Genomic DNA, 17,655 nt, shown 5'->3' on the forward strand with positions numbered 1-17,655 from the left:
GGGTACTCCTCCTGGGGGTCAGAGTAAAACAGGTGCCCCCGTGCGAACCGACTGATCCGCGGCAAGGGCAATCCGTAGAGAGCCCAATGCATCTTCCATATGCTGCGTCAGGTCAAGATTTTCTGTTATAGACTTTAGGAAAAATTGCTGTTCGCGCAGGCAAAGACCATCATGATCAGGTTCGTCATCGGTGCGGATAATCTCGTCTGTGCGGGTAAATTCACCGGCACTGTCTGTTTCCGCATGATGCAGGCGCAATGCATTTGTCTTGGTATGCGTATCGATGTCGGCCGATCCAGCACCTTTTTCTTCGACATCGGTGATTGATACGCTGCCTTTCGGGCCAATGACGTCCTTCACAAAGAAGGCGGTTTCGCTGATCATCGGGCCCCAGCCGGCTTCGTACCAGCCAACAGAACCGTCATCAAAGCGAACTTGCAACTGCCCGTAATTATACATGTCGGGCGCGACATCCTCAGACAGGCGAACACCGATTGCATTGACCGACACCGGTTTGGCCCCGGTCATCAGACACATGATATCGAGATAATGAACACCGCAATCGACTATGGGCGATACGCTGTTCAGAAGACGTTTGTGGGTTTCCCAGAATGCGCCACTGCTTTGCTGGTTAAGGTTCATGCGCATCACAAGCGGCTTGCCAAGGGTCTTGGCAATTTCAACAAACTTTTCCCAGGACGGATGATGGCGCAGGATATAGCCAATCACGAGCTTGCGGTCATGTTTGCGTGCGCTTGCCACAACCCGTTCGGCATCTTCGACAGTGGCTGCAAGCGGCTTTTCAATAAAGACATGCGCACCGGCTTCAAAGGCTGCAATCGCAAAGTCCGCATGGGTCTCGGTATAGGTATTTATCGAAACTGCATCCGGTTTCGTCTCGGCAAGGGCAGTGTGAAAATCGGTAAACTGAGGATAGTTAGCAAAGCCGTCCGGCAATTTATCGGCAGGAATGGGCGACCGGGCACAGATGCCGACAATCTCGTACCCGTCAAGGGCGTGATAGGCCTTTGCATGGGACATGCCCATATTGCCAAGCCCAATGACAAGAATGCGAACCGGCTTCATTTTGTGCCTCCTGAAATACCTGATAAATTATTGATTTTGCCTGTTACTCAGCACCATTGATCCAGCTTCTGGTCACTGTGTATTCGCCATCAAACAGGATCATGTCCGCCTGATAACCTGGGGCGATACGCCCCATTTTATGATCCAGTTTCAAGAACGCAGCCGGGTAAAGTGACCCCATGCGAAGGGCTTCGCCAAGGTCAATCCCGACCATTTCCACGCAATTTCGAACCGCGCCAATCATATCAAGATCGGAACCCGCCAGCGTCCCATCCGCAAGGGCGCACCGGCCATCCGTGGCAATGATTTCTTCCCCGCCAAGATTGAATCGCTTGTCCGCAGCCCCGACAGTCGGCATGGCATCAGTGACCAGCATGATCTTGCCGGTTGCCTTTGCGTTTACAGCAATCTTCACCGCGGCCGGATGAACGTGATAACCGTCAACAATCAGGCCACACCATGTTGCATCATCGGCCATCGCTGCCCCGGCAACACCGGGTTCACGATGGGTAAGGGGGCTCATGGCATTGAACAGATGCGTAAAGCCGCGCAAACCTTCGCTGATCGCCATTTGAATGTCGTCATAGGTACCTGCCGTGTGCCCGGCACAGACAAGAACTCCTTTGTCAGAAAGCTTTTTGATCGTCCCGCTAGTTGCCTTTTCCGGTGCCATCGTTACCAGGATGCGGCCATTTGGAAGATGGCTTAGAAGATCGATTGCGTCATCTTCCATCGGGCGGATGATGTCGGCTGAATGCACACCCTTGCGTTCTTTGTTCAGATACGGCCCTTCAAGATGAATGCCGACGATGCCTGGGACGTTTGCGTTAATCGCGTCTTCAACCGCCGCAATGGCTGCTTCCATCTTGTCACGATAGTCCGTGATCAAGGTCGGTAGCATCGCCGTGGTGCCAAATTTGCGATGGGCTGCCATGATGGCGCGAATGCCAGCGACATCCGGGTGATCATTCAAAAGAACACCGCCACCACCATTGACCTGAACATCAATCAGTCCGGGGGCAAGAACCTGTCCCTTGCCATCAACAACGTCCATCCCGTCGGGCAGGGCGCTATCCGGGCAAATGGCATCAATTTTGCCATCGCGTATAACAACCGCCATTCCGTCGAGAAATTCTGTCCCGTCGAAAATGCGGGCATTGGCAATGGCAAAACTGGTCATTAGTGCGTCTCCGTCACTTTCGATAGATGCGGCGGGGCATCCGGGTTACAGCCGCGCGCCAGCGCAACACTTTCAGCAAGTGTATAGAAGGTCTGGATCATCGTAATCGGGGCAAGTAACGGATGGATATCCTCGACCACCGGAAGGTGTCCCTTTACGTCCGCATATCCGGTTTCGGCAGCAAACAGATTGTCGGTCTTGGCACGCATTTCCGCCAGAAAGTCCTCGACACTGTCGCGCGATGCGTCTTGCTGTGAAAAGACCAACATCGGGAAGGTCGGCGTTACCAGCGCCATCGGGCCATGCTTTACTTCAGCCGCGCTGAAAGCTTCGGCATGCAGGCTACTGGTTTCTTTGAATTTAAGGGCGGCCTCCTGGGCGATAGCAAAGGCAGGTCCGCGGCCAATGACATAAAGCCCGTTTGATTTGGCGATGGTTTCCGATGCCCCCAGCCAATCCTTTTCAAGTGCCGTGCGCAGGGATTGCGGAAGATTGCCAAGACCCTTGTTGAATGCGTCGTCCTGTGTCCATGCACCGACGATCTGGGCAATCGCCGACAATGTGGCAATATAGGATTTGGTTGCCGCAACACTTGTTTCCGGACCAGCCATCAGGGGGATGACATGATCGACAGTTTCGGCAAGCGGGGAATCGACCACATTGACCAGTGCGACGGTTCGCGCGCCTGCGTCACGGGCCGCCTCGGCATTTTTGACAAGGTCGGGACTCTTGCCTGATTGGGAAACTGCAATGAACAGTGCATCCTTTGAGGCGATCGACCGGTTATAGATCGATACGATCGAGGGTGCGGCCGATACCACCGGAATGCCCAACTGACTTTCAATAAGGTACTTGGCATAAAGGGTCGCGTGGTCCGAGCTGCCACGACCACAGGTCACAACAAATTTCGGCGGATTGGCGCGCAGATCATCAGCAAGTTTGGCAATTGCGTCCTTGTTGCCGGCAAGCTGCGTTGCAACGACTTCCGGAGCCTCTGCCAATTCGCGGCCCATCTGTGTTTGCGGGCGCCAATTCGTTGTCATATGCCGTATTCCCTTGGTTTCCGGTGGATGCGTTGATCTGGTCAACGGGCGTCCACCTGCATTTCAGCAATAAAGTCGTAACTGTCACCGCGGTAATAGGACCGGGTGAACTCAACCGGGGTTCCATTTGCCAGGAAGGACCGCCGCTCGATATAGAGCGCGGCACTGCCTTCCGGAACGCCCAGAATTTTGGCGGTTTCGCCATCGAAAAGTTCTGCCCGAAGCCGCTGAAGGGCGCGTTCAGGCTTTTTGTTGTATTTCGCCAGCGCGTCATAAAGCGATTTGTCGACTTCATCCGGGCTGGGCAGGAAGGCGCGCGGAATTACCGCATATTCAAGTGCCATTGGCTTGTCATTGGCAGTACGCAAACGACGCAGCCTTGTAACTTCGGTACCCGGTGACAGATTAAGCGCCATGGCTTCTTCGGGTGAGGCATGACCAAGTGTTTTTTCGATCCAGATGGCCCCTGGATCCATGCCACGGGTGATCATGTCCTCGGTAAAGGATGTCAGGCGTGACAGGGCCTGCTCGACACGCGGCGCAACGAACGTGCCGGCACCGTGGCGTTGAACCAGAACACCTTCCTCGACAAGGGCGCGCATCGCATTGCGAACCGTTACGCGTGAAATGCCAAGTTCGGTTGCCAGATCGCGCTCGCTGGGCAGGGCATCTTCGACCTGCAAAATTCCATCATCAATCACAGCCTTCAACGCCGATTGCAGCCGACGGTACAAAGGACCATTTCCGTTATTTTCGATGTCGCGGGTTCTTAGATTGGCAATGACGTCCGACGTTGCGATCATGCGGCGGCTCTTTCATGTTGCTTGGCCATCAAGATAGCCCCATGCATGGCGTCAAATTTCGCGGGCACCAGCAATTCGGCAATTTCGGGTGGCATGCGCTGGGCCATCTGTTCTGCCAGTCCGCCCATAAGGGTCAGTCGCGGCGCACCGAAATCAACCAGCCTGCGCAAGATTGCCAGATTGGCGTCGACGGCAATCTTGATCAGTTCAGTCGCCACACTGTCACCAGCCGCTTCGGCATCAAACACCATCGGGCAGAGTTTTCCATAGTCGGACGGCTTTGCTGTTTCCGCAAATATGACGATATTTTCGGGGTCATTATCAAATCGGGCCATGACCGCTGCGGTCAGATCGGTTTTCTTTGCCAGACCATCATGGGCGAGCAGGGCGGTTTCAATGGCATTGCGTCCAATTCTTGCGCCGCTTCCAAGATCGGAAACCTCGAACCCCCAACCGGCAACAGACAACTGGCGATCCCCGATGATTGCCTGACCACATGTTCCGGTCCCGACAATCAGGATGGCGCCATTCTGGCCATCATGCGCACCCAGACATGCTGTGTAGGCATCAGTCGCAAAGCAGATGTCGGCGAACGGGTGATTATAGGACTGCACAAGCTGACGATCACGCGTTAGCGGAAGCCCCGCAAGCCCAAGGCCCGCATGCAAATCGCCAAGGTATTTTTCATCAAGTCCGGCATTGGAAAGGGCCATTTTCGCCGCTGCGATGATTTCGCCAAATACGTAATCGACTCCAAGTCGCGTATTCGCACCACCACGCACAGCTTCACCAAGGATCCGTCCGGATGCATCTGCAATCCGAACGCGGCACTGCGTTCCGCCGCCATCAACACCAAGATAAAGCTGTTCGTTTTTCATCTCAAAGCAACTGCCTTCTCATTCATAGGGAGAGCATAGCAGAGTGGTATCTTAAAAAGCAATACCAATATAACGCCACTAAAACTGTTACTGGTCTGAGTTTGGAGTCCGTACATATACGCAGAAGCTTTTGCGCAAAATTGATATCCTTATATAATACGTTGTTTTAACTAGAGATATCTCCCGATATCCGAGCTGTGGCACAAATTATTCATCAAGCAGCTTGCGTTGCTGGTATCACAATGGTATTTAATTTGCAGAGGGAGACGGAAAAATGGCATCACGCACAGAAGATTTTGATTCGCGATTTGCCGGGTTGGATCAATGGTCCGACGCCGATTTCCTTATGGCCTTGTGGGAAGGCCAGATGCGCGCTGTGGCCTCGGTTGGTCCGATCCTGGGGGATTTGGCGACAGCCGCCAACGGGATAGCACGCCGCCTGGGGGGCGGCGGGCGTCTCGTTTACGTCGGAGCCGGAACATCAGGCACTGTCGCCTGGCAAGATGCCAAGGAACTTGGCGGCACCTTTGGCTGGCCTGAAAGCCATACCATCGTGATGCTGGCTGGCGGGGTTCAAAGTGCGCCGAACGAATTCAATGGTGCCGAGGATGATACCAGCCTTGCCGAACGTGAAATTTCCCAGAACAACATTTCAGAAAATGATGCGGTAATCGCGATCGCTGCCAGCGGCGCGACCCCTTACACGGTGCGCGCGCTCGAACTTGCCCGTGATCGCGGGGCCTTCACGGTGGGCATCTGTAACAACCCGGATGGCAAAATTCTTGGCGTCGCAGAAACAGGTATCTTTCTTGATAGCGCGCCGGAAGTGGTTGCCGGATCCACCCGCATGGGGGCGGGTACCGCGCAAAAAGCAGCCCTGAACATTCTGTCGACCCTTGTGATGAACAAGTTGGGCCGATTGTTCGACAACCTGATGGTTGGCATGCGCGCCGAGAACATCAAACTTCGGGGCCGGGCGGTTCGGATCGTGTCTCATATTGCATCTTGCGACGCCGAACTTGCTTCAGACGCCCTGGAAAAATCCGATTTCGATATCCGCGTGGCGGTGCTGGTGACCACGGGCCACAGCCCCGACCGGGCAAAAGAAATTCTTGCGCTGTCTAATGGAAATCTCCGGGCGGCACTTGAGTACAGGAACTGACATCAACACGGTGCCAGTCCGCCGACATTGATCAGAGGAGGCATAAATGTCGAATAAAGTCTTAGCAAAAGGCCTGGCCGGGGCCCTGGCGGCAAGTGTCGCCCTGGTTCCGTTGATGGCGTCTGCTGGCGAACTCGTAATTGAAAGCTGGCGCAATGACGATATTGATATCTGGAATGAAAAAATCATTCCGGCATTCAATGAAGTTCACCCTGACATCAAGGTGTCGTTCAAGCCGACCCCGCCGACCGAATATAACGCATCGGTAAACGCAAAACTGGCTGGTGGTACCGCGGGCGACCTGATCACGTGCCGTCCGTTTGATGCATCGCTTGAACTTTACAAGCAGGGCAATCTTGCCGCTCTTGATGACCTTAAAGGCATGGACAACTTCTCGGATGTTGCCAAATCTGCCTGGCAGACCGACGATGGCGCAGTCACTTTCTGCTTGCCGATGGCATCGGTCATTCATGGCTTTATCTATAACAAGGAAGCCTTTGAAGAAGTTGGCGTTGAAGTCCCGAAAACCCGCGAAGAGTTTTATGCTGCCCTTGATAAAATCAAGGAAGATGGCAGCTACATCCCGATGGCGATGGGCACCGCGGACCAGTGGGAAGCAGCCACCATGGGCTTCCAGAATATCGGTCCCAACTACTGGAACGGTGAAGCAGGCCGCAAGGCATTGATCGATGGCAGCGCAAAATTCACCGATGCCGCCTATGTCGATACCTTCAAGGAACTGGCAAGCTGGAAAAACTACCTTCCGGACGGGTATGAAGCCATTTCCTATCCGGATGCACAGAACCTGTTCTCGCTTGGCCGTGCCGCCGTTTATCCGGCCGGTTCCTGGGATATTTCGCTGTTTAACAACCAGGCCGATTTCGAGTTCGGAGCATTCCCGCCGCCCGCAGCAGCCGGTGCAGACACCTGCTATATCAGTGACCACACCGATATTGCACTTGGTCTGAATGCGGATTCCAAAAACGCAGCCGAAGCAAAGCTGTTTCTTGAATGGATGACCGGTTCGGAATTTGCCGAGCTTTATTCCAACGCGCTGCCGGGTTTCTTCTCCTTGTCGAACCACACGGTCGAAGTAACCGATCCGGTTGCCAGCGAGTTTGTAAGCTGGCGCCAGAAGTGCGAGTCCACCATTCGTAACTCATACCAGATCCTTTCGCGTGGCACGCCGAACCTTGAAAACGACCTGTGGAACCTTTCCGCTCAGGTTATCAACGGTACGCTGACCCCGGAAGAAGCAGCCGGCGCTGCGGAAGCTGGTCTGGCGAAATGGTACGCACCGCACCAGTAAAGAACTGAAAGGATGGCGGGAACGACCGGTTTCTGCCATCCTTCATTCATCGTTGATGTTTGCCGTGCCATTGCAGGCATGCAGCCCGACCGCCGGGCGAAACTGCGGTTCACTGATTACAGAAGACCCAAGCAGGTCTTCATTCTTTTAAATCTTGGATAACAGGACAGGGTATGGCGCATTCCGGCCCCATGACCGATTGGCGCAAGGCAAAACTGCCTGTGATTGCCTTTCTGGCCCCAGCAACGATCATTTACACACTGTTTATGATCTATCCGCTGCTTGATTCCATCCGGTTAAGCTTCTACGCAACGCCAAGCGGCGGTGAGGCGGCTTTTGTCGGCCTTGACAATTACCGCACGATTTTGGCGGATCCGGACTGGTCTGCGACCTTCTGGAACAGTTTCTGGAACAATATGAAGTTCTTTGCGGTTCATATGCTGATCCAGAACCCGATCGGTATCGCGCTGGCCGGTATTCTGAGCCTGCCGCAATTGCGGTTCCGCAACACATATCGCACAATGATGATCATGCCGACCATGTTATCAGTCGTGATTGTCGGCTTTATCTGGCAGTTGATCCTGAGCCCGGTTTGGGGAGTTGGCGCGGACCTGCTTGATATTGTTGGCCTAAAGTCGCTGTTTGGGCCATGGCTTGGCAAGGAAGGCAGCGCGCTGATTACGCTTTCCTTCATTTCGGTCTGGCAGTGGGTCGGCATTCCTTTGATGCTGATCTATGCGGCCTTGCTGGCCATTCCCGACGATCTGGTGGATGCGGCGATTGTTGATGGCGCGACCCATTTCGAAGTCTTCATTCACATCAAACTGCCATTGGTTTTGCCGACTGTCGCGATGGTGTCGATTTTGACTTTTGTCGGTAATTTCAATGCGTTCGATCTGATATATGCGGTAAAGGGTGCGTTGGCCGGCCCTAACTTCTCGACCGACATTATGGGTACCTTGTTCTATCGCACATTCTTTGGTTATCAGTTGCAGCTGGGCGATCCGCATTTGGGCGCCACCGTTGCATCCTTGATGTTCCTGATCATTCTGGCAGGCGTTCTGTTCTATCTGTTCGCCATTCAGCGCCGACTGGCGCGCTATCAGCTGTAGTCGGGGGGCGAATATGAGTTTTGCAAACATCCGCAGAGAAGACGCCAGCCGCGCAGTCATCGTGCACGCGATCTTGCTGACCTATACCCTGGTTGCGCTTTATCCGATTTTTCTTGTGGTTATCAACGCCTTCAAGACGCGCAAAGGGATCTTTCGCGATCCGATGGGCTTGCCGAATGCGGAGACCTTCAGTCTTGAAGGATTCACCAAGGTTCTGGCGAAATCCAATTTCGAGCTGTTTTTCTATAACAGCTTTACCGTGACCATCGTGACCATTGTTATTGTTCTGCTGTTGGCAGCAATGACGGCATGGGCACTGTCGGAATACAAGTTCCCGGGCAACACCGCATTGGCCTTGTATCTTGCGATTGGCATCATGGTGCCGATCCGTCTGGGGTCGGTATCGATCTTGAACCTGATTGTTGATATGGGATTGGTCAACACCCTGACGGCACTGGTACTGGTCTATGTCGCGCAAGGATTGCCCTTGGCGATCTTTATCCTGACCGAATTCATGCATCAAATTCCCAAGGATTTGAAAGAAGCCGCAAGATGCGACGGGGTCGGGGAGTTCAAGATTTTCTTTGCGATCATTTTGCCTTTGATCCGGCCCGCTGTTGCGACGGTTGCTGTATTTACAATGATCCCGATCTGGAATGATCTGTGGTTCCCGCTGATCCTTGCACCCGGTGACGGCAAGCAGACCATCACCCTTGGTGTGCAGCAATTCATTGGCCAGTATGTGACAGACTGGAATGCGGTTCTGGCGTCACTGAGCCTTGCGATCATTCCGATCCTTATCCTTTATCTGATTTTCTCCCGACAACTCATTCGCGGCCTGACATCCGGCGCGGTGAAGTAACTGTTGGCTGATAGGAGCTTTGAATAAATGGCTGACTTGAAACTTGACCAGATCCGCAAAAGCTATGGCGCTGTGGATGTGCTGCACGGCATTGATCTGGATGTCAAAGACGGTGAATTCGTCGTGTTCGTTGGGCCGTCGGGCTGCGGCAAATCAACCTTGTTGCGAATTATTGCAGGCCTTGAAGACATCACGGGCGGCGATCTGATGATCGATGGAGAGGTGGTAAACACCAAAAGCCCGCGTGATCGCGGCATTGCCATGGTGTTTCAGTCCTATGCGCTTTATCCGCATATGACAGTTTACAAAAACATGGCCTTCGGGCTTAAGCTCGACAAACAGGACAAGGCGGCAATCGATGCCCGGGTACGCGAAGCCGCCCGTATCCTGCAACTTGATCAGCTTCTTGACCGACGTCCGTCCGAGCTTTCGGGTGGTCAGCGCCAGCGCGTTGCGATTGGCCGTGCGATCGTGCGCCAACCCAAGGTCTTCCTGTTTGACGAACCGTTGTCCAACCTTGATGCCGCATTGCGTGTTCAGACCCGCATTGAAATTGCCAAACTGCATCAGGACCTTAAATCGACAATCATCTATGTCACGCACGATCAGGTCGAAGCCATGACACTGGCGGACAAGATCGTCGTGATGAATGGCGGGAATGTGGAGCAGGTGGGATCGCCGATGCAGCTTTATCATCATCCGGAAACCCGCTTTGTTGCCGGTTTTATCGGGTCACCGGCCATGAACTTCACCAACGTCACGATTGATGCCGTCGGGCAGGGGCAGGCCACAGTTTCCGTCCCCGGGGGTATGAAATCCGTGCTGCCGTTCAATGTTGATCAGGCGGATATCGGCAAACAGGTTGAGCTTGGCATTCGCCCCGAACATCTTGGACTTGGCGACGAAGGCGCGCTTACTGTCAGTGGCTTGGTCGATGTGGTCGAGAAGCTGGGCGACTCTACCTATTTGTATTTGAAGCTTGCCAATGGTGATCGGGTCACAGTTCGCGCGCCGGGACATAGCCGTGTCAAAATCGGTGAAACCGTTACAGCGTCCGCACCAGCCGGTGCCGCGCATCTTTTCAATGACAAGGGCAAAGCGTACCAGAAAGTCGATTGTCCGGCTGAATTCAGCGCGGAAGAATAGATTTCACAAAGCTTCCAATCACAGGACTTCGGATCAAAAGGCGCCACAACCGGCGCCTTTTGGCGTTTGGGGGCGCACCGACCGTCAAGGTCGATTAATTGTTGCAGAACTTTAACTTGCCCTGATGCGGGTGTCGGCGCAAAAATGAACGTGATTTGTTCAAAAGAAAGAAAAAATGACCTTTTTTCTTTCGTATCAACAACAATGTTTGCGATATTGCTCCGTGCCGGAACGAAACAAAAGCCAAATGGCATGCGCGGTCCGGCTACAGGGAAATGCCATCACGTTTATTACGAGGGTTCAAAATGTCAAAAAAACACGGCGCATTGCGTGGTTCCTTGCTCAGCCTTACAGCACTTGCAGGAATGGTTTCGCTTGTTTCGGCTGCTCAGGCTGAAGAACTTCGTCTGCTGACCTGGGGCGGCTATGCCCCTGACGAAGTTGTCGAGATGTTCGAAAAAGAAACCGGCATTGATGTTGAAGTGACGCTGTCGAACAACGAAGACATGATCTCGAAATTGCGCGCTACTGGCGGCGGCGGTTTCGATCTTGCTCAGCCGTCCCAGGACCGGATTGCAGGTGCACAGCTTGAGTATGGCATCTACAAGCCGATTGATCTTGGCAAAATTGACAACGACAAATTCATTCCGTCGATGCTCGACGCAACCAAATCAAACACCACCGTTGACGGCGAAGTGTACGGTGTTCCCCACGTATGGGGTACGAGCGGCCTGATCGTTGACACTTCCAAAGCCGCGGCTGTCAAAGACTATACCGACCTTTGCGCACCGGAAGTGGCCGGCAAGGTTTCCTATCGTCTGAAACGCCCGACGCTGATCGGTTTTGCCTATGCAATGGGTATGGATCCGTTTGCCGCTTATGGTGACGAAGCCAAGTATCAGGAAATCCTTGATGCCGTCGAAGCCAAGCTGATCGAATGCAAAGCCAACGTGAAAACCTATTGGGAAGGCGGCGATGCGCTGCTTAACCTGGTGCGTTCGGGTGAAGTTGTTGCCGCAATGGCGTGGGATACCGGCGGCTGGAAACTCAATAACGACAATGCCGACATCACCTTTGTTGCACCGAAGTCTGGTGCGCTTGGCTGGATCGATACCTTTGCCTTGCCGCGCAAGACCAAAAACGAAGATGCCGCCTATAAGTGGATCAACTTTGTGATGCAGCCGGAAATCGCTGCCAAAATCACGGCAAGTGCGGGTAACTTCACCGCGTCCAAAGGTGCCGACGAGTTTGCAGATGACAAGCTGAAAGCTCAGTTCCAGGGCAGTTTCCCGCCGGCTGATCTTGACAACATCAAGTGGTATCCGACGGTTCCGGCTGGTCTGGAAGTGCTCGAAGGCAAGACCCTTGACCGTGTGAAAGCAGCACAGTCGAACTAACGGAACACGTTTCCAAACACCTTTGTCCCCGGCATATTTATGTGCCGGGGATATCGTGCTTTCAGGAACGGCAATAACCGTTCAACAGGCTCCACCAACAAAAATAACGTGAACAGGGCTCCTATGGCTGACCAATTTGACCTTGAATGCCGCAATGTGGTCAAAACCTTTGACGACTTTACCGCCGTCAATGACATTTCCCTTGCGATCCCGAAGGGTTCTTTTTTCTCGATCCTGGGTCCAAGCGGATGTGGCAAGACGACGCTTCTTCGGATGCTGGCAGGGTTTCAGGCGCCGACATCCGGCGACATCCTGATCAAGGGATCATCGGTGCTGGGCGTTCCGCCAAACCGCCGACCGGTCAATATGGTGTTTCAGCATTTGGCCCTGTTTCCGATGATGAATGTCGCGGAAAACGTTGCCTATGGTCTGAAGCGGCGCGGCATTGACAAACAAACGATTGCCAAAAAGGTCAACGAAACCTTGGCCCGTGTCGGGTTGCCCGATGCCGGGCCCAAACAGGTCAATCAGCTTTCCGGCGGTCAGAAACAGCGTATCGCCATTGCCCGCTGCCTTGTGCTTGACCCGGCTGTGCTTCTTCTCGACGAGCCATTGGGCGCGCTTGATCTTAAGTTACGCGAACATATGAAAGTCGAACTCAAACAGCTTCAGCACGAGATCGGCACTACCTTTGTCTATATCACCCATGACCAGTCCGAAGCGCTGGTGATGTCGGATCAGGTTGCCGTCATGAATGCCGGCCGTTTTGAGCAGGTGGGCGCACCACAAGATCTTTATTACAACCCGAAAACAGCATTCGTTGCCGGCTTCGTTGGAGAAAGCAACCGGTGGACCGGAACAATCGGTAGTGGTGATGACAATAAGGTCGAAGTCATCCTTCCGACTGGCGGCAAGGTGTTGGCCAAACGCGATGCGCATATGCCCTTGGTCGAAGGTCAGAATGTCGAAATCTTTGTCCGCCCCGAAGCCATCGCAATTGACGGGGCCAGTGGTGCTGAAAACACCATTTCCGCCAAGGTGGAGAACGTTCTGTTTAATGGTGCGGCAAGCAGCCTGCAGGTTCGTGATGTTGCAACCGGTCAAGAGATGACGGTGGCACTACCGCAAACCGGTGCGTATGCGTCGGTGAGGGCCGGTGACGAAATCACACTTGGCTGGACCGTTGAAAATACCCGATGCTTTGCTGCGAACCAAAGCGGAGCAGGGGCATGAACAAATCCGCGTCCATAACCACGGGCGGCACTTTCCGCTTCGGCTTGCTGCTTTTGGCAATGCCGTTGCTGCTGTGGCTGTTTCTGCTGGTTATTCTTCCGCATGTTGATCTTTTTCTGGTGTCGATGCGTGAACGTATTTCGTACGGGAAATATGAATTCAGCTTGATCAACTATATCGAATTCTTTGCTGAACCCCTGTATTGGAACACCTATGTCCGCACTGCGGTCATGTCTATTTTCGCAACGGCCTTGACCCTGATTATCGGTTTTCCGGTTTCCTATTACATCGCCAAAGTGATGCGAGGCAAAGGCAAGAACGTTCTGTTCCTGATGTGCCTTATCCCGTTCTGGGTGTCAGAGCTTGTGCGGACCTTCGGCTGGATGATCCTTTTGCGTGAAAGCGGTGTCATCAGCAACTTCCTGCAATGGGCTGGCCTTGCGGATGGTCCGGTTGAAATGCTTTATAACGATGCGGCTATCATGGTTGGCCTTGTTTACACATCCATGTTGTTCATGGTTGTCCCCCTTGTGTCGGTTCTCGACAGTTTGGATGACAGCCTGATTGAGGCCGGTTATGACCTAGGCGGGAATACATTTACCGTGACCCGCGATATCGTTATCCCGCATGCAATGCCCGGTATTGCGTCCGGTTGTATCGTGGTCTTCATGCTGACGCTGGGCAATTATTTGACCCCAAATCTTTTGGGCGGGAAAGACAGCCTGTGGTTCACAGAACAAATCTATACCCAGTTCATCACACGCTTTAACTGGGAATCCGGCTCGGCTTTTGGGTTCCTGTTGCTGATATTGTCGTCCGTAATTGTCTGGGTTGGCCTGAAACTCAGCAAACAGACGCTTTCGGAAACCGTGGGCTAGGGGGAAGACATGATACCAAGCATTCCACAGCCCAAATTCTACAAGGGCTTGTATTCGACCTATATCGCGTTGTTCTTTGTCTATCTGAGCGCACCGCTGATTGTCGTTGGCGTATTTGCCTTCAATGACAGTCTGTTTCCGTCAATGCCGTGGGAAGGCGGCACGTTGGCGTGGTTTTTCGGGAATGAAGATCCCTATATCGGCATCTTCAATGACACCAAGCTTCTTGAAAGTGTCGGCGTTTCGGCGTTTGTTGCCTTCTGGGTTACGGTTCTGTCCGTAACAGTCGGAACATGTAACGCGTTTCTGTTCGAACGCAGCAAGTTTCCCGGCAAGAACCTGCTTTATATTGTTTCGTTATCGCCTTTGGTCATCCCCGGGGTTATTCTGGGGATATCCATTCTGGTGTTCTCGAACGCGATTGCCAATGGCATCGAAGAAGCGATTGGCTGGGACCTCGAATTTCTGCGTCCGGGGCTGTTTTTGGTGATTATTGGCCAGTTCGCCTTTGTCACGACCATCACGACGCTTGTGATATCCGCACGCCTTCGCAAATTCGACGTCAGTCTTGAAGAAGCCGCCTTGAACCTTGGGGCGACACGGCGGGCCGCACTGTGGACGATCACCATTCCCTTCCTGAAGCCGGCATTGATCGGCGCCGGGATCGTCGCGTTTCTGATGTCATTTGAAAACTTCAATACGACCTTGATGCTGGTCGGTTCCGACGCGCCGCTGACCATTGCCATGTTTGACCGCTTGAAACAGGGGTCAACACCTGTTCTGAATGCGTTGTCACTGCTTCTGATGGTTGTTTCCGGCGGGTTGGCGTTGCTGTCGGTCTTTGTCCAGCGCGACAGCAAAAACTGATCGGGCACATGTCCGTTCAGTTGCGAACAAAATGAAAGGGCGGCAGAAATGCCGCCCTTTGTTTTGTTGTGGTCGTTTTTTAGTCCCAAGTCTTGATCATCGCCGCTTTAACAATTGTCATTAAATCGCAATAAAAGATTAACATTTAAGGCAGTATCGAACTTGGTTTCGCAATGAAGCGAGCCCCCACACGCCGAAAAATGGCCGTGCCCTTCACCATTATCTACTGTTCATGTGAACATAACCATGCATCATTTTGCGAGTTTTTAGACGGCATCGCGGCGCTATATTGATCATTTGCGCGTTCAAAAAGTAAATTTCCGAAAACTGTCACTTGAGGAAACAGGTCTCCCGACAGAAAACAAATACGTTGTGGCGAACCGGGCAACAGGCGGTTTGACGCAGATGTCTTTTTAATTGGGAGCTAACAGATCATGTTTCGCAAGACGCTTATGGCAGCGGCTGCCGTGTTTGCACTTGGCAACACCGCAGAAGCAGCAACGGAGATCACCTGGTGGCATGCCATGGACGGCGCGCTTGGCGGTGTGGTTGATCAGATCACCGCAGATTTCAATGCGAGCCAGTCCGACTACCACCTTGTAGCCGTAAACAAGGGTGGCTACGAAGACACCATGACCGCCGGTATCGCGGCATTCCGCGCGAAAAACCAGCCGAACATCATCCAGATCTTCGACGCTGGTGCGGCAACGATCATTAACGCAAAAGGCGCTGTTAAGCCGGTTCAGGACCTGCTTGAAGAAAACAACGTCAAATTTGACATCAATGATTACATCCCGGGTGTTCGTTATTTCTATGCCGATTCTGACGGCAAGATGATCGGAATGCCGTTCAACAGCTCGACCCCACTTCTGTATTACAACAAGGAAGCCCTTGCCAAAGCCGGTGTTGATGTACCGAAGACCTGGCAGGAGTTCGAAGAAGCAGCTCCGAAGCTTAAAGAAGCTGGCTATATCGCGCTTGCCCAGTCGCACAGCCCGTGGATCTTCTTTGAAAACTTCATGTCCCGTCACAACCTGCAGATGGCCACTGCCAATAACGGTTATGACAGCACTGACGTTGAAATCCTTTATAACAACGAGGCGCTGAAAGATCATTGGCAGCACGTCAAGGATTGGAAAGACGCCGGATATTATGGCTATTACGGCCGCGCATGGGGTGCGAACCAGGACGCCTTCGTTCAGCAGCAGGTTGCCATGTGGATCGGTTCGTCCGGCTCCTTCGGTGGCCTTCGCAAGTCGGCCCAGTTTGACTTTGGCACGTCGACCCTTCCGTACTGGAAAGGCGTTGGTGATGCCCCGAAATCAACCTTCATCGGTGGTGCTTCGCTGTTTGCTTTCTCGGGTCATAGCGCAGAAGAAGATGCAGGCGTTGCTGCATTCTTCCAATTCCTGACCAAGCCGGAAACCCAGTATTACTGGCACAAGGAAACCGGTTATGTGCCGATCACCAATGCGGCATATGAACTGGCGAAAAAAGACGGCTATTACAAAGAAAGCCCGGATGCAGAAGTCGGCATTCAGCAGCTGTCTGAAGAAGGTGGCGACTGGACCAAAGGGTACCGTCTTGGTTTCTATGTCCAGATCCGCGAAGTCATCTATCGTGAAGTCGACAAAATCATGAACGGCGAAGAAACCGTTGATGCGGCCTTCAACACGATCGAAGAAGAAGCCAACGGCCTTCTGAAGCGCTTCAACGACACCTATTCCAACTAAACAGCCTTACGCAAATGCGGGGCGGCCCATTGCTGGTCGCCCTGTTTTGCATTTTCCGGACGTGATTAATGGTGGCGTGAGCGATGAAGCGCGTACAATTTGAACATAGCGCGGTGCCGTATCTTTTTATTGCACCCCAGATTTTGATTATTTCGATATTTTTCCTGTGGCCTGCCGCACAGGCGGTTTACCAGTCCTTCCTGCTTGAAGACGCTTTTGGCATGTCGTCGCAGTTCGTCTGGTTCCGCAATTTCGAGGATGTACTGTCAAGCGCGTCCTGGAGCCGGTCTGCGATCTTTACAGTGATCTTTTCGGTACTGGTTGCGGTTATTTCGATCGCAATTTCACTTTTCCTGGCCGTTCGTGCAGACGAGGTCATTCGCGGGGCAAAATCCTATCGGACACTTCTGATGTGGGGATATGCGATTGCGCCGCCGGTGGCCGGATTGCTGGGCAATATGATGTTTAACCCGTTGATGGGCGATCTTTACAAGGCCTTCAACAGTTTCGGCTTTGAATTCAATCATATCCAGAATGCCAATGATGCGGCTTTTGTCGTCATTCTGATTGCGGTCTGGAAGCAGGTCAGCGTCAATTTCATTTTCTTCCTGTCCGGCCTTCAGGGAATTCCGAAATCGGTTCAGGAAGCAGCCACACTTGATTGCAAAAGTGCTGAACGGCGTTTCTGGACGATTACATTCCCGCTTTTGGCACCAACGACATTCTTCCTGCTGGTGATCAACCTGACCTACGCGTTCTTTGAAACCTTTGGCATCATTGACGTATCGACCAAAGGTTCGCCGGGCGGGGCCACGGCGACCCTTGTTTACAAGGTCTATGTCGATGGGTTCATCGGTGCGGATCTTGGCGGCAGTTCGGCCCAGTCGGTGCTTCTGATGATCATGGTCAGCGTACTGACGGTGTTCCAGTTCCGGTTCATCGAACGCAAAGTGCATTACTAGGAGG

16 protein-coding genes are annotated in these 17,655 nt (G+C 53.1%); 11 read left to right on the forward strand and 5 right to left on the reverse strand.

Annotated elements, in window-relative coordinates; all coding sequences use genetic code 11:
• Positions 1–18: 18 nt before the first annotated feature.
• From CU041_RS06455 to CU041_RS06475, 5 genes are read right to left on the reverse strand one after another with little or no spacing between them, the layout of a single operon-like run.
• Positions 19–1,086 (reverse strand): Gfo/Idh/MocA family protein, encoded by a 1,068-nt coding sequence (locus CU041_RS06455; protein ID WP_101246190.1) that lies wholly within the window; start codon positions 1,084–1,086, stop codon positions 19–21.
• 43 nt (positions 1,087–1,129) lie between these two features.
• On the reverse strand, positions 1,130–2,266 hold the full coding sequence (gene nagA, locus CU041_RS06460) for an N-acetylglucosamine-6-phosphate deacetylase (protein WP_101246191.1): 1,137 nt from the start codon (positions 2,264–2,266) through the stop codon (positions 1,130–1,132).
• Positions 2,266–3,309, reverse strand: coding sequence for an SIS domain-containing protein (locus tag CU041_RS06465; RefSeq protein ID WP_068519103.1), 1,044 nt, complete (start codon positions 3,307–3,309; stop codon positions 2,266–2,268). Before CU041_RS06465 ends, nagA begins: the two co-directional genes overlap by 1 nt.
• Positions 3,310–3,350: 41 nt before the next feature.
• Positions 3,351–4,112, reverse strand: a complete 762-nt coding sequence (locus CU041_RS06470; protein WP_068519102.1) for a GntR family transcriptional regulator — start codon at positions 4,110–4,112, stop codon at positions 3,351–3,353.
• Entirely contained in the window at positions 4,109–4,990 is an 882-nt protein-coding gene (locus CU041_RS06475; protein ID WP_101246192.1) for a BadF/BadG/BcrA/BcrD ATPase family protein, read from the reverse strand. Before CU041_RS06475 ends, CU041_RS06470 begins: the two co-directional genes overlap by 4 nt.
• A gap of 274 nt (positions 4,991–5,264) precedes the next feature.
• Here CU041_RS06475 and CU041_RS06480 point away from each other — a divergent pair, with 274 nt between their 5' ends.
• The 11 genes from CU041_RS06480 (at position 5,265) to CU041_RS06530 (ending at position 17,651) form a co-directional block, all read left to right on the forward strand.
• Complete coding sequence (locus CU041_RS06480) at positions 5,265–6,152, forward strand: N-acetylmuramic acid 6-phosphate etherase (RefSeq protein WP_101246193.1); 888 nt, start codon at positions 5,265–5,267, stop codon at positions 6,150–6,152.
• Positions 6,153–6,198: 46 nt separating this feature from the next.
• Positions 6,199–7,461, forward strand: a complete 1,263-nt coding sequence (locus CU041_RS06485) for an ABC transporter substrate-binding protein (RefSeq protein ID WP_101246194.1) — start codon at positions 6,199–6,201, stop codon at positions 7,459–7,461.
• Positions 7,462–7,634: 173 nt separating this feature from the next.
• Positions 7,635–8,573, forward strand: coding sequence for a carbohydrate ABC transporter permease (locus tag CU041_RS06490; RefSeq protein ID WP_068519098.1), 939 nt, complete (start codon positions 7,635–7,637; stop codon positions 8,571–8,573).
• Between the two features lie 13 nt (positions 8,574–8,586).
• Positions 8,587–9,435 carry a carbohydrate ABC transporter permease gene (locus CU041_RS06495; RefSeq protein ID WP_101246195.1) on the forward strand — a complete coding sequence of 283 codons (849 nt, stop codon included), beginning with the start codon at positions 8,587–8,589 and terminating at the stop codon, positions 9,433–9,435.
• Between the two features lie 27 nt (positions 9,436–9,462).
• A complete protein-coding gene (locus CU041_RS06500) occupies positions 9,463–10,581 on the forward strand; it encodes an ABC transporter ATP-binding protein (protein ID WP_101246196.1) in 1,119 nt (372 codons plus the stop codon).
• A gap of 305 nt (positions 10,582–10,886) precedes the next feature.
• Complete coding sequence (locus tag CU041_RS06505) at positions 10,887–11,978, forward strand: extracellular solute-binding protein (protein ID WP_212733773.1); 1,092 nt, start codon at positions 10,887–10,889, stop codon at positions 11,976–11,978.
• A gap of 123 nt (positions 11,979–12,101) precedes the next feature.
• Positions 12,102–13,211 (forward strand): ABC transporter ATP-binding protein, encoded by a 1,110-nt coding sequence (locus CU041_RS06510; protein ID WP_101246197.1) that lies wholly within the window; start codon positions 12,102–12,104, stop codon positions 13,209–13,211.
• Positions 13,208–14,089: an ABC transporter permease gene (locus tag CU041_RS06515; protein ID WP_101246198.1), complete on the forward strand. Its 882-nt coding sequence runs from the start codon at positions 13,208–13,210 to the stop codon at positions 14,087–14,089. Before CU041_RS06510 ends, CU041_RS06515 begins: the two co-directional genes overlap by 4 nt.
• Before the next feature lie 9 nt (positions 14,090–14,098).
• Entirely contained in the window at positions 14,099–14,956 is an 858-nt protein-coding gene (locus tag CU041_RS06520; protein ID WP_101246199.1) for an ABC transporter permease, read from the forward strand.
• A 434-nt stretch (positions 14,957–15,390) separates the two neighbouring features.
• Complete coding sequence (locus CU041_RS06525) at positions 15,391–16,689, forward strand: extracellular solute-binding protein (RefSeq protein WP_101246200.1); 1,299 nt, start codon at positions 15,391–15,393, stop codon at positions 16,687–16,689.
• Between the two features lie 83 nt (positions 16,690–16,772).
• The gene (locus CU041_RS06530; RefSeq protein WP_068519089.1) at positions 16,773–17,651 is read left to right on the forward strand and encodes an ABC transporter permease subunit; all 879 of its coding nucleotides are present in this window, start codon (positions 16,773–16,775) and stop codon (positions 17,649–17,651) included.
• Positions 17,652–17,655 lie beyond the last annotated feature (4 nt).

The organism is Thalassospira povalilytica, assembly GCF_002844235.1.
In the GTDB taxonomy this organism is placed as follows: domain Bacteria; phylum Pseudomonadota; class Alphaproteobacteria; order Rhodospirillales; family Thalassospiraceae; genus Thalassospira; species Thalassospira povalilytica.

Excerpts from the sequence above, each read along its gene's own strand:
- CU041_RS06455 (WP_101246190.1), bottom strand. The coding sequence starts at position 1,086 with ATGAAGCCGGTTCGCATTCTTGTCATTGGGCTTGGCAATATGGGCATG.
- nagA (WP_101246191.1), bottom strand. The coding sequence starts at position 2,266 with ATGACCAGTTTTGCCATTGCCAATGCCCGCATTTTCGACGGGACAGAA.
- CU041_RS06465 (WP_068519103.1), bottom strand. The coding sequence starts at position 3,309 with ATGACAACGAATTGGCGCCCGCAAACACAGATGGGCCGCGAATTGGCA.
- CU041_RS06470 (WP_068519102.1), bottom strand. The coding sequence starts at position 4,112 with ATGATCGCAACGTCGGACGTCATTGCCAATCTAAGAACCCGCGACATC.
- CU041_RS06475 (WP_101246192.1), bottom strand. The coding sequence starts at position 4,990 with ATGAAAAACGAACAGCTTTATCTTGGTGTTGATGGCGGCGGAACGCAG.
- CU041_RS06480 (WP_101246193.1), top strand. The coding sequence starts at position 5,265 with ATGGCATCACGCACAGAAGATTTTGATTCGCGATTTGCCGGGTTGGAT.
- CU041_RS06485 (WP_101246194.1), top strand. The coding sequence starts at position 6,199 with ATGTCGAATAAAGTCTTAGCAAAAGGCCTGGCCGGGGCCCTGGCGGCA.
- CU041_RS06490 (WP_068519098.1), top strand. The coding sequence starts at position 7,635 with ATGGCGCATTCCGGCCCCATGACCGATTGGCGCAAGGCAAAACTGCCT.
- CU041_RS06495 (WP_101246195.1), top strand. The coding sequence starts at position 8,587 with ATGAGTTTTGCAAACATCCGCAGAGAAGACGCCAGCCGCGCAGTCATC.
- CU041_RS06500 (WP_101246196.1), top strand. The coding sequence starts at position 9,463 with ATGGCTGACTTGAAACTTGACCAGATCCGCAAAAGCTATGGCGCTGTG.
- CU041_RS06505 (WP_212733773.1), top strand. The coding sequence starts at position 10,887 with ATGTCAAAAAAACACGGCGCATTGCGTGGTTCCTTGCTCAGCCTTACA.
- CU041_RS06510 (WP_101246197.1), top strand. The coding sequence starts at position 12,102 with ATGGCTGACCAATTTGACCTTGAATGCCGCAATGTGGTCAAAACCTTT.
- CU041_RS06515 (WP_101246198.1), top strand. The coding sequence starts at position 13,208 with ATGAACAAATCCGCGTCCATAACCACGGGCGGCACTTTCCGCTTCGGC.
- CU041_RS06520 (WP_101246199.1), top strand. The coding sequence starts at position 14,099 with ATGATACCAAGCATTCCACAGCCCAAATTCTACAAGGGCTTGTATTCG.
- CU041_RS06525 (WP_101246200.1), top strand. The coding sequence starts at position 15,391 with ATGTTTCGCAAGACGCTTATGGCAGCGGCTGCCGTGTTTGCACTTGGC.
- CU041_RS06530 (WP_068519089.1), top strand. The coding sequence starts at position 16,773 with ATGAAGCGCGTACAATTTGAACATAGCGCGGTGCCGTATCTTTTTATT.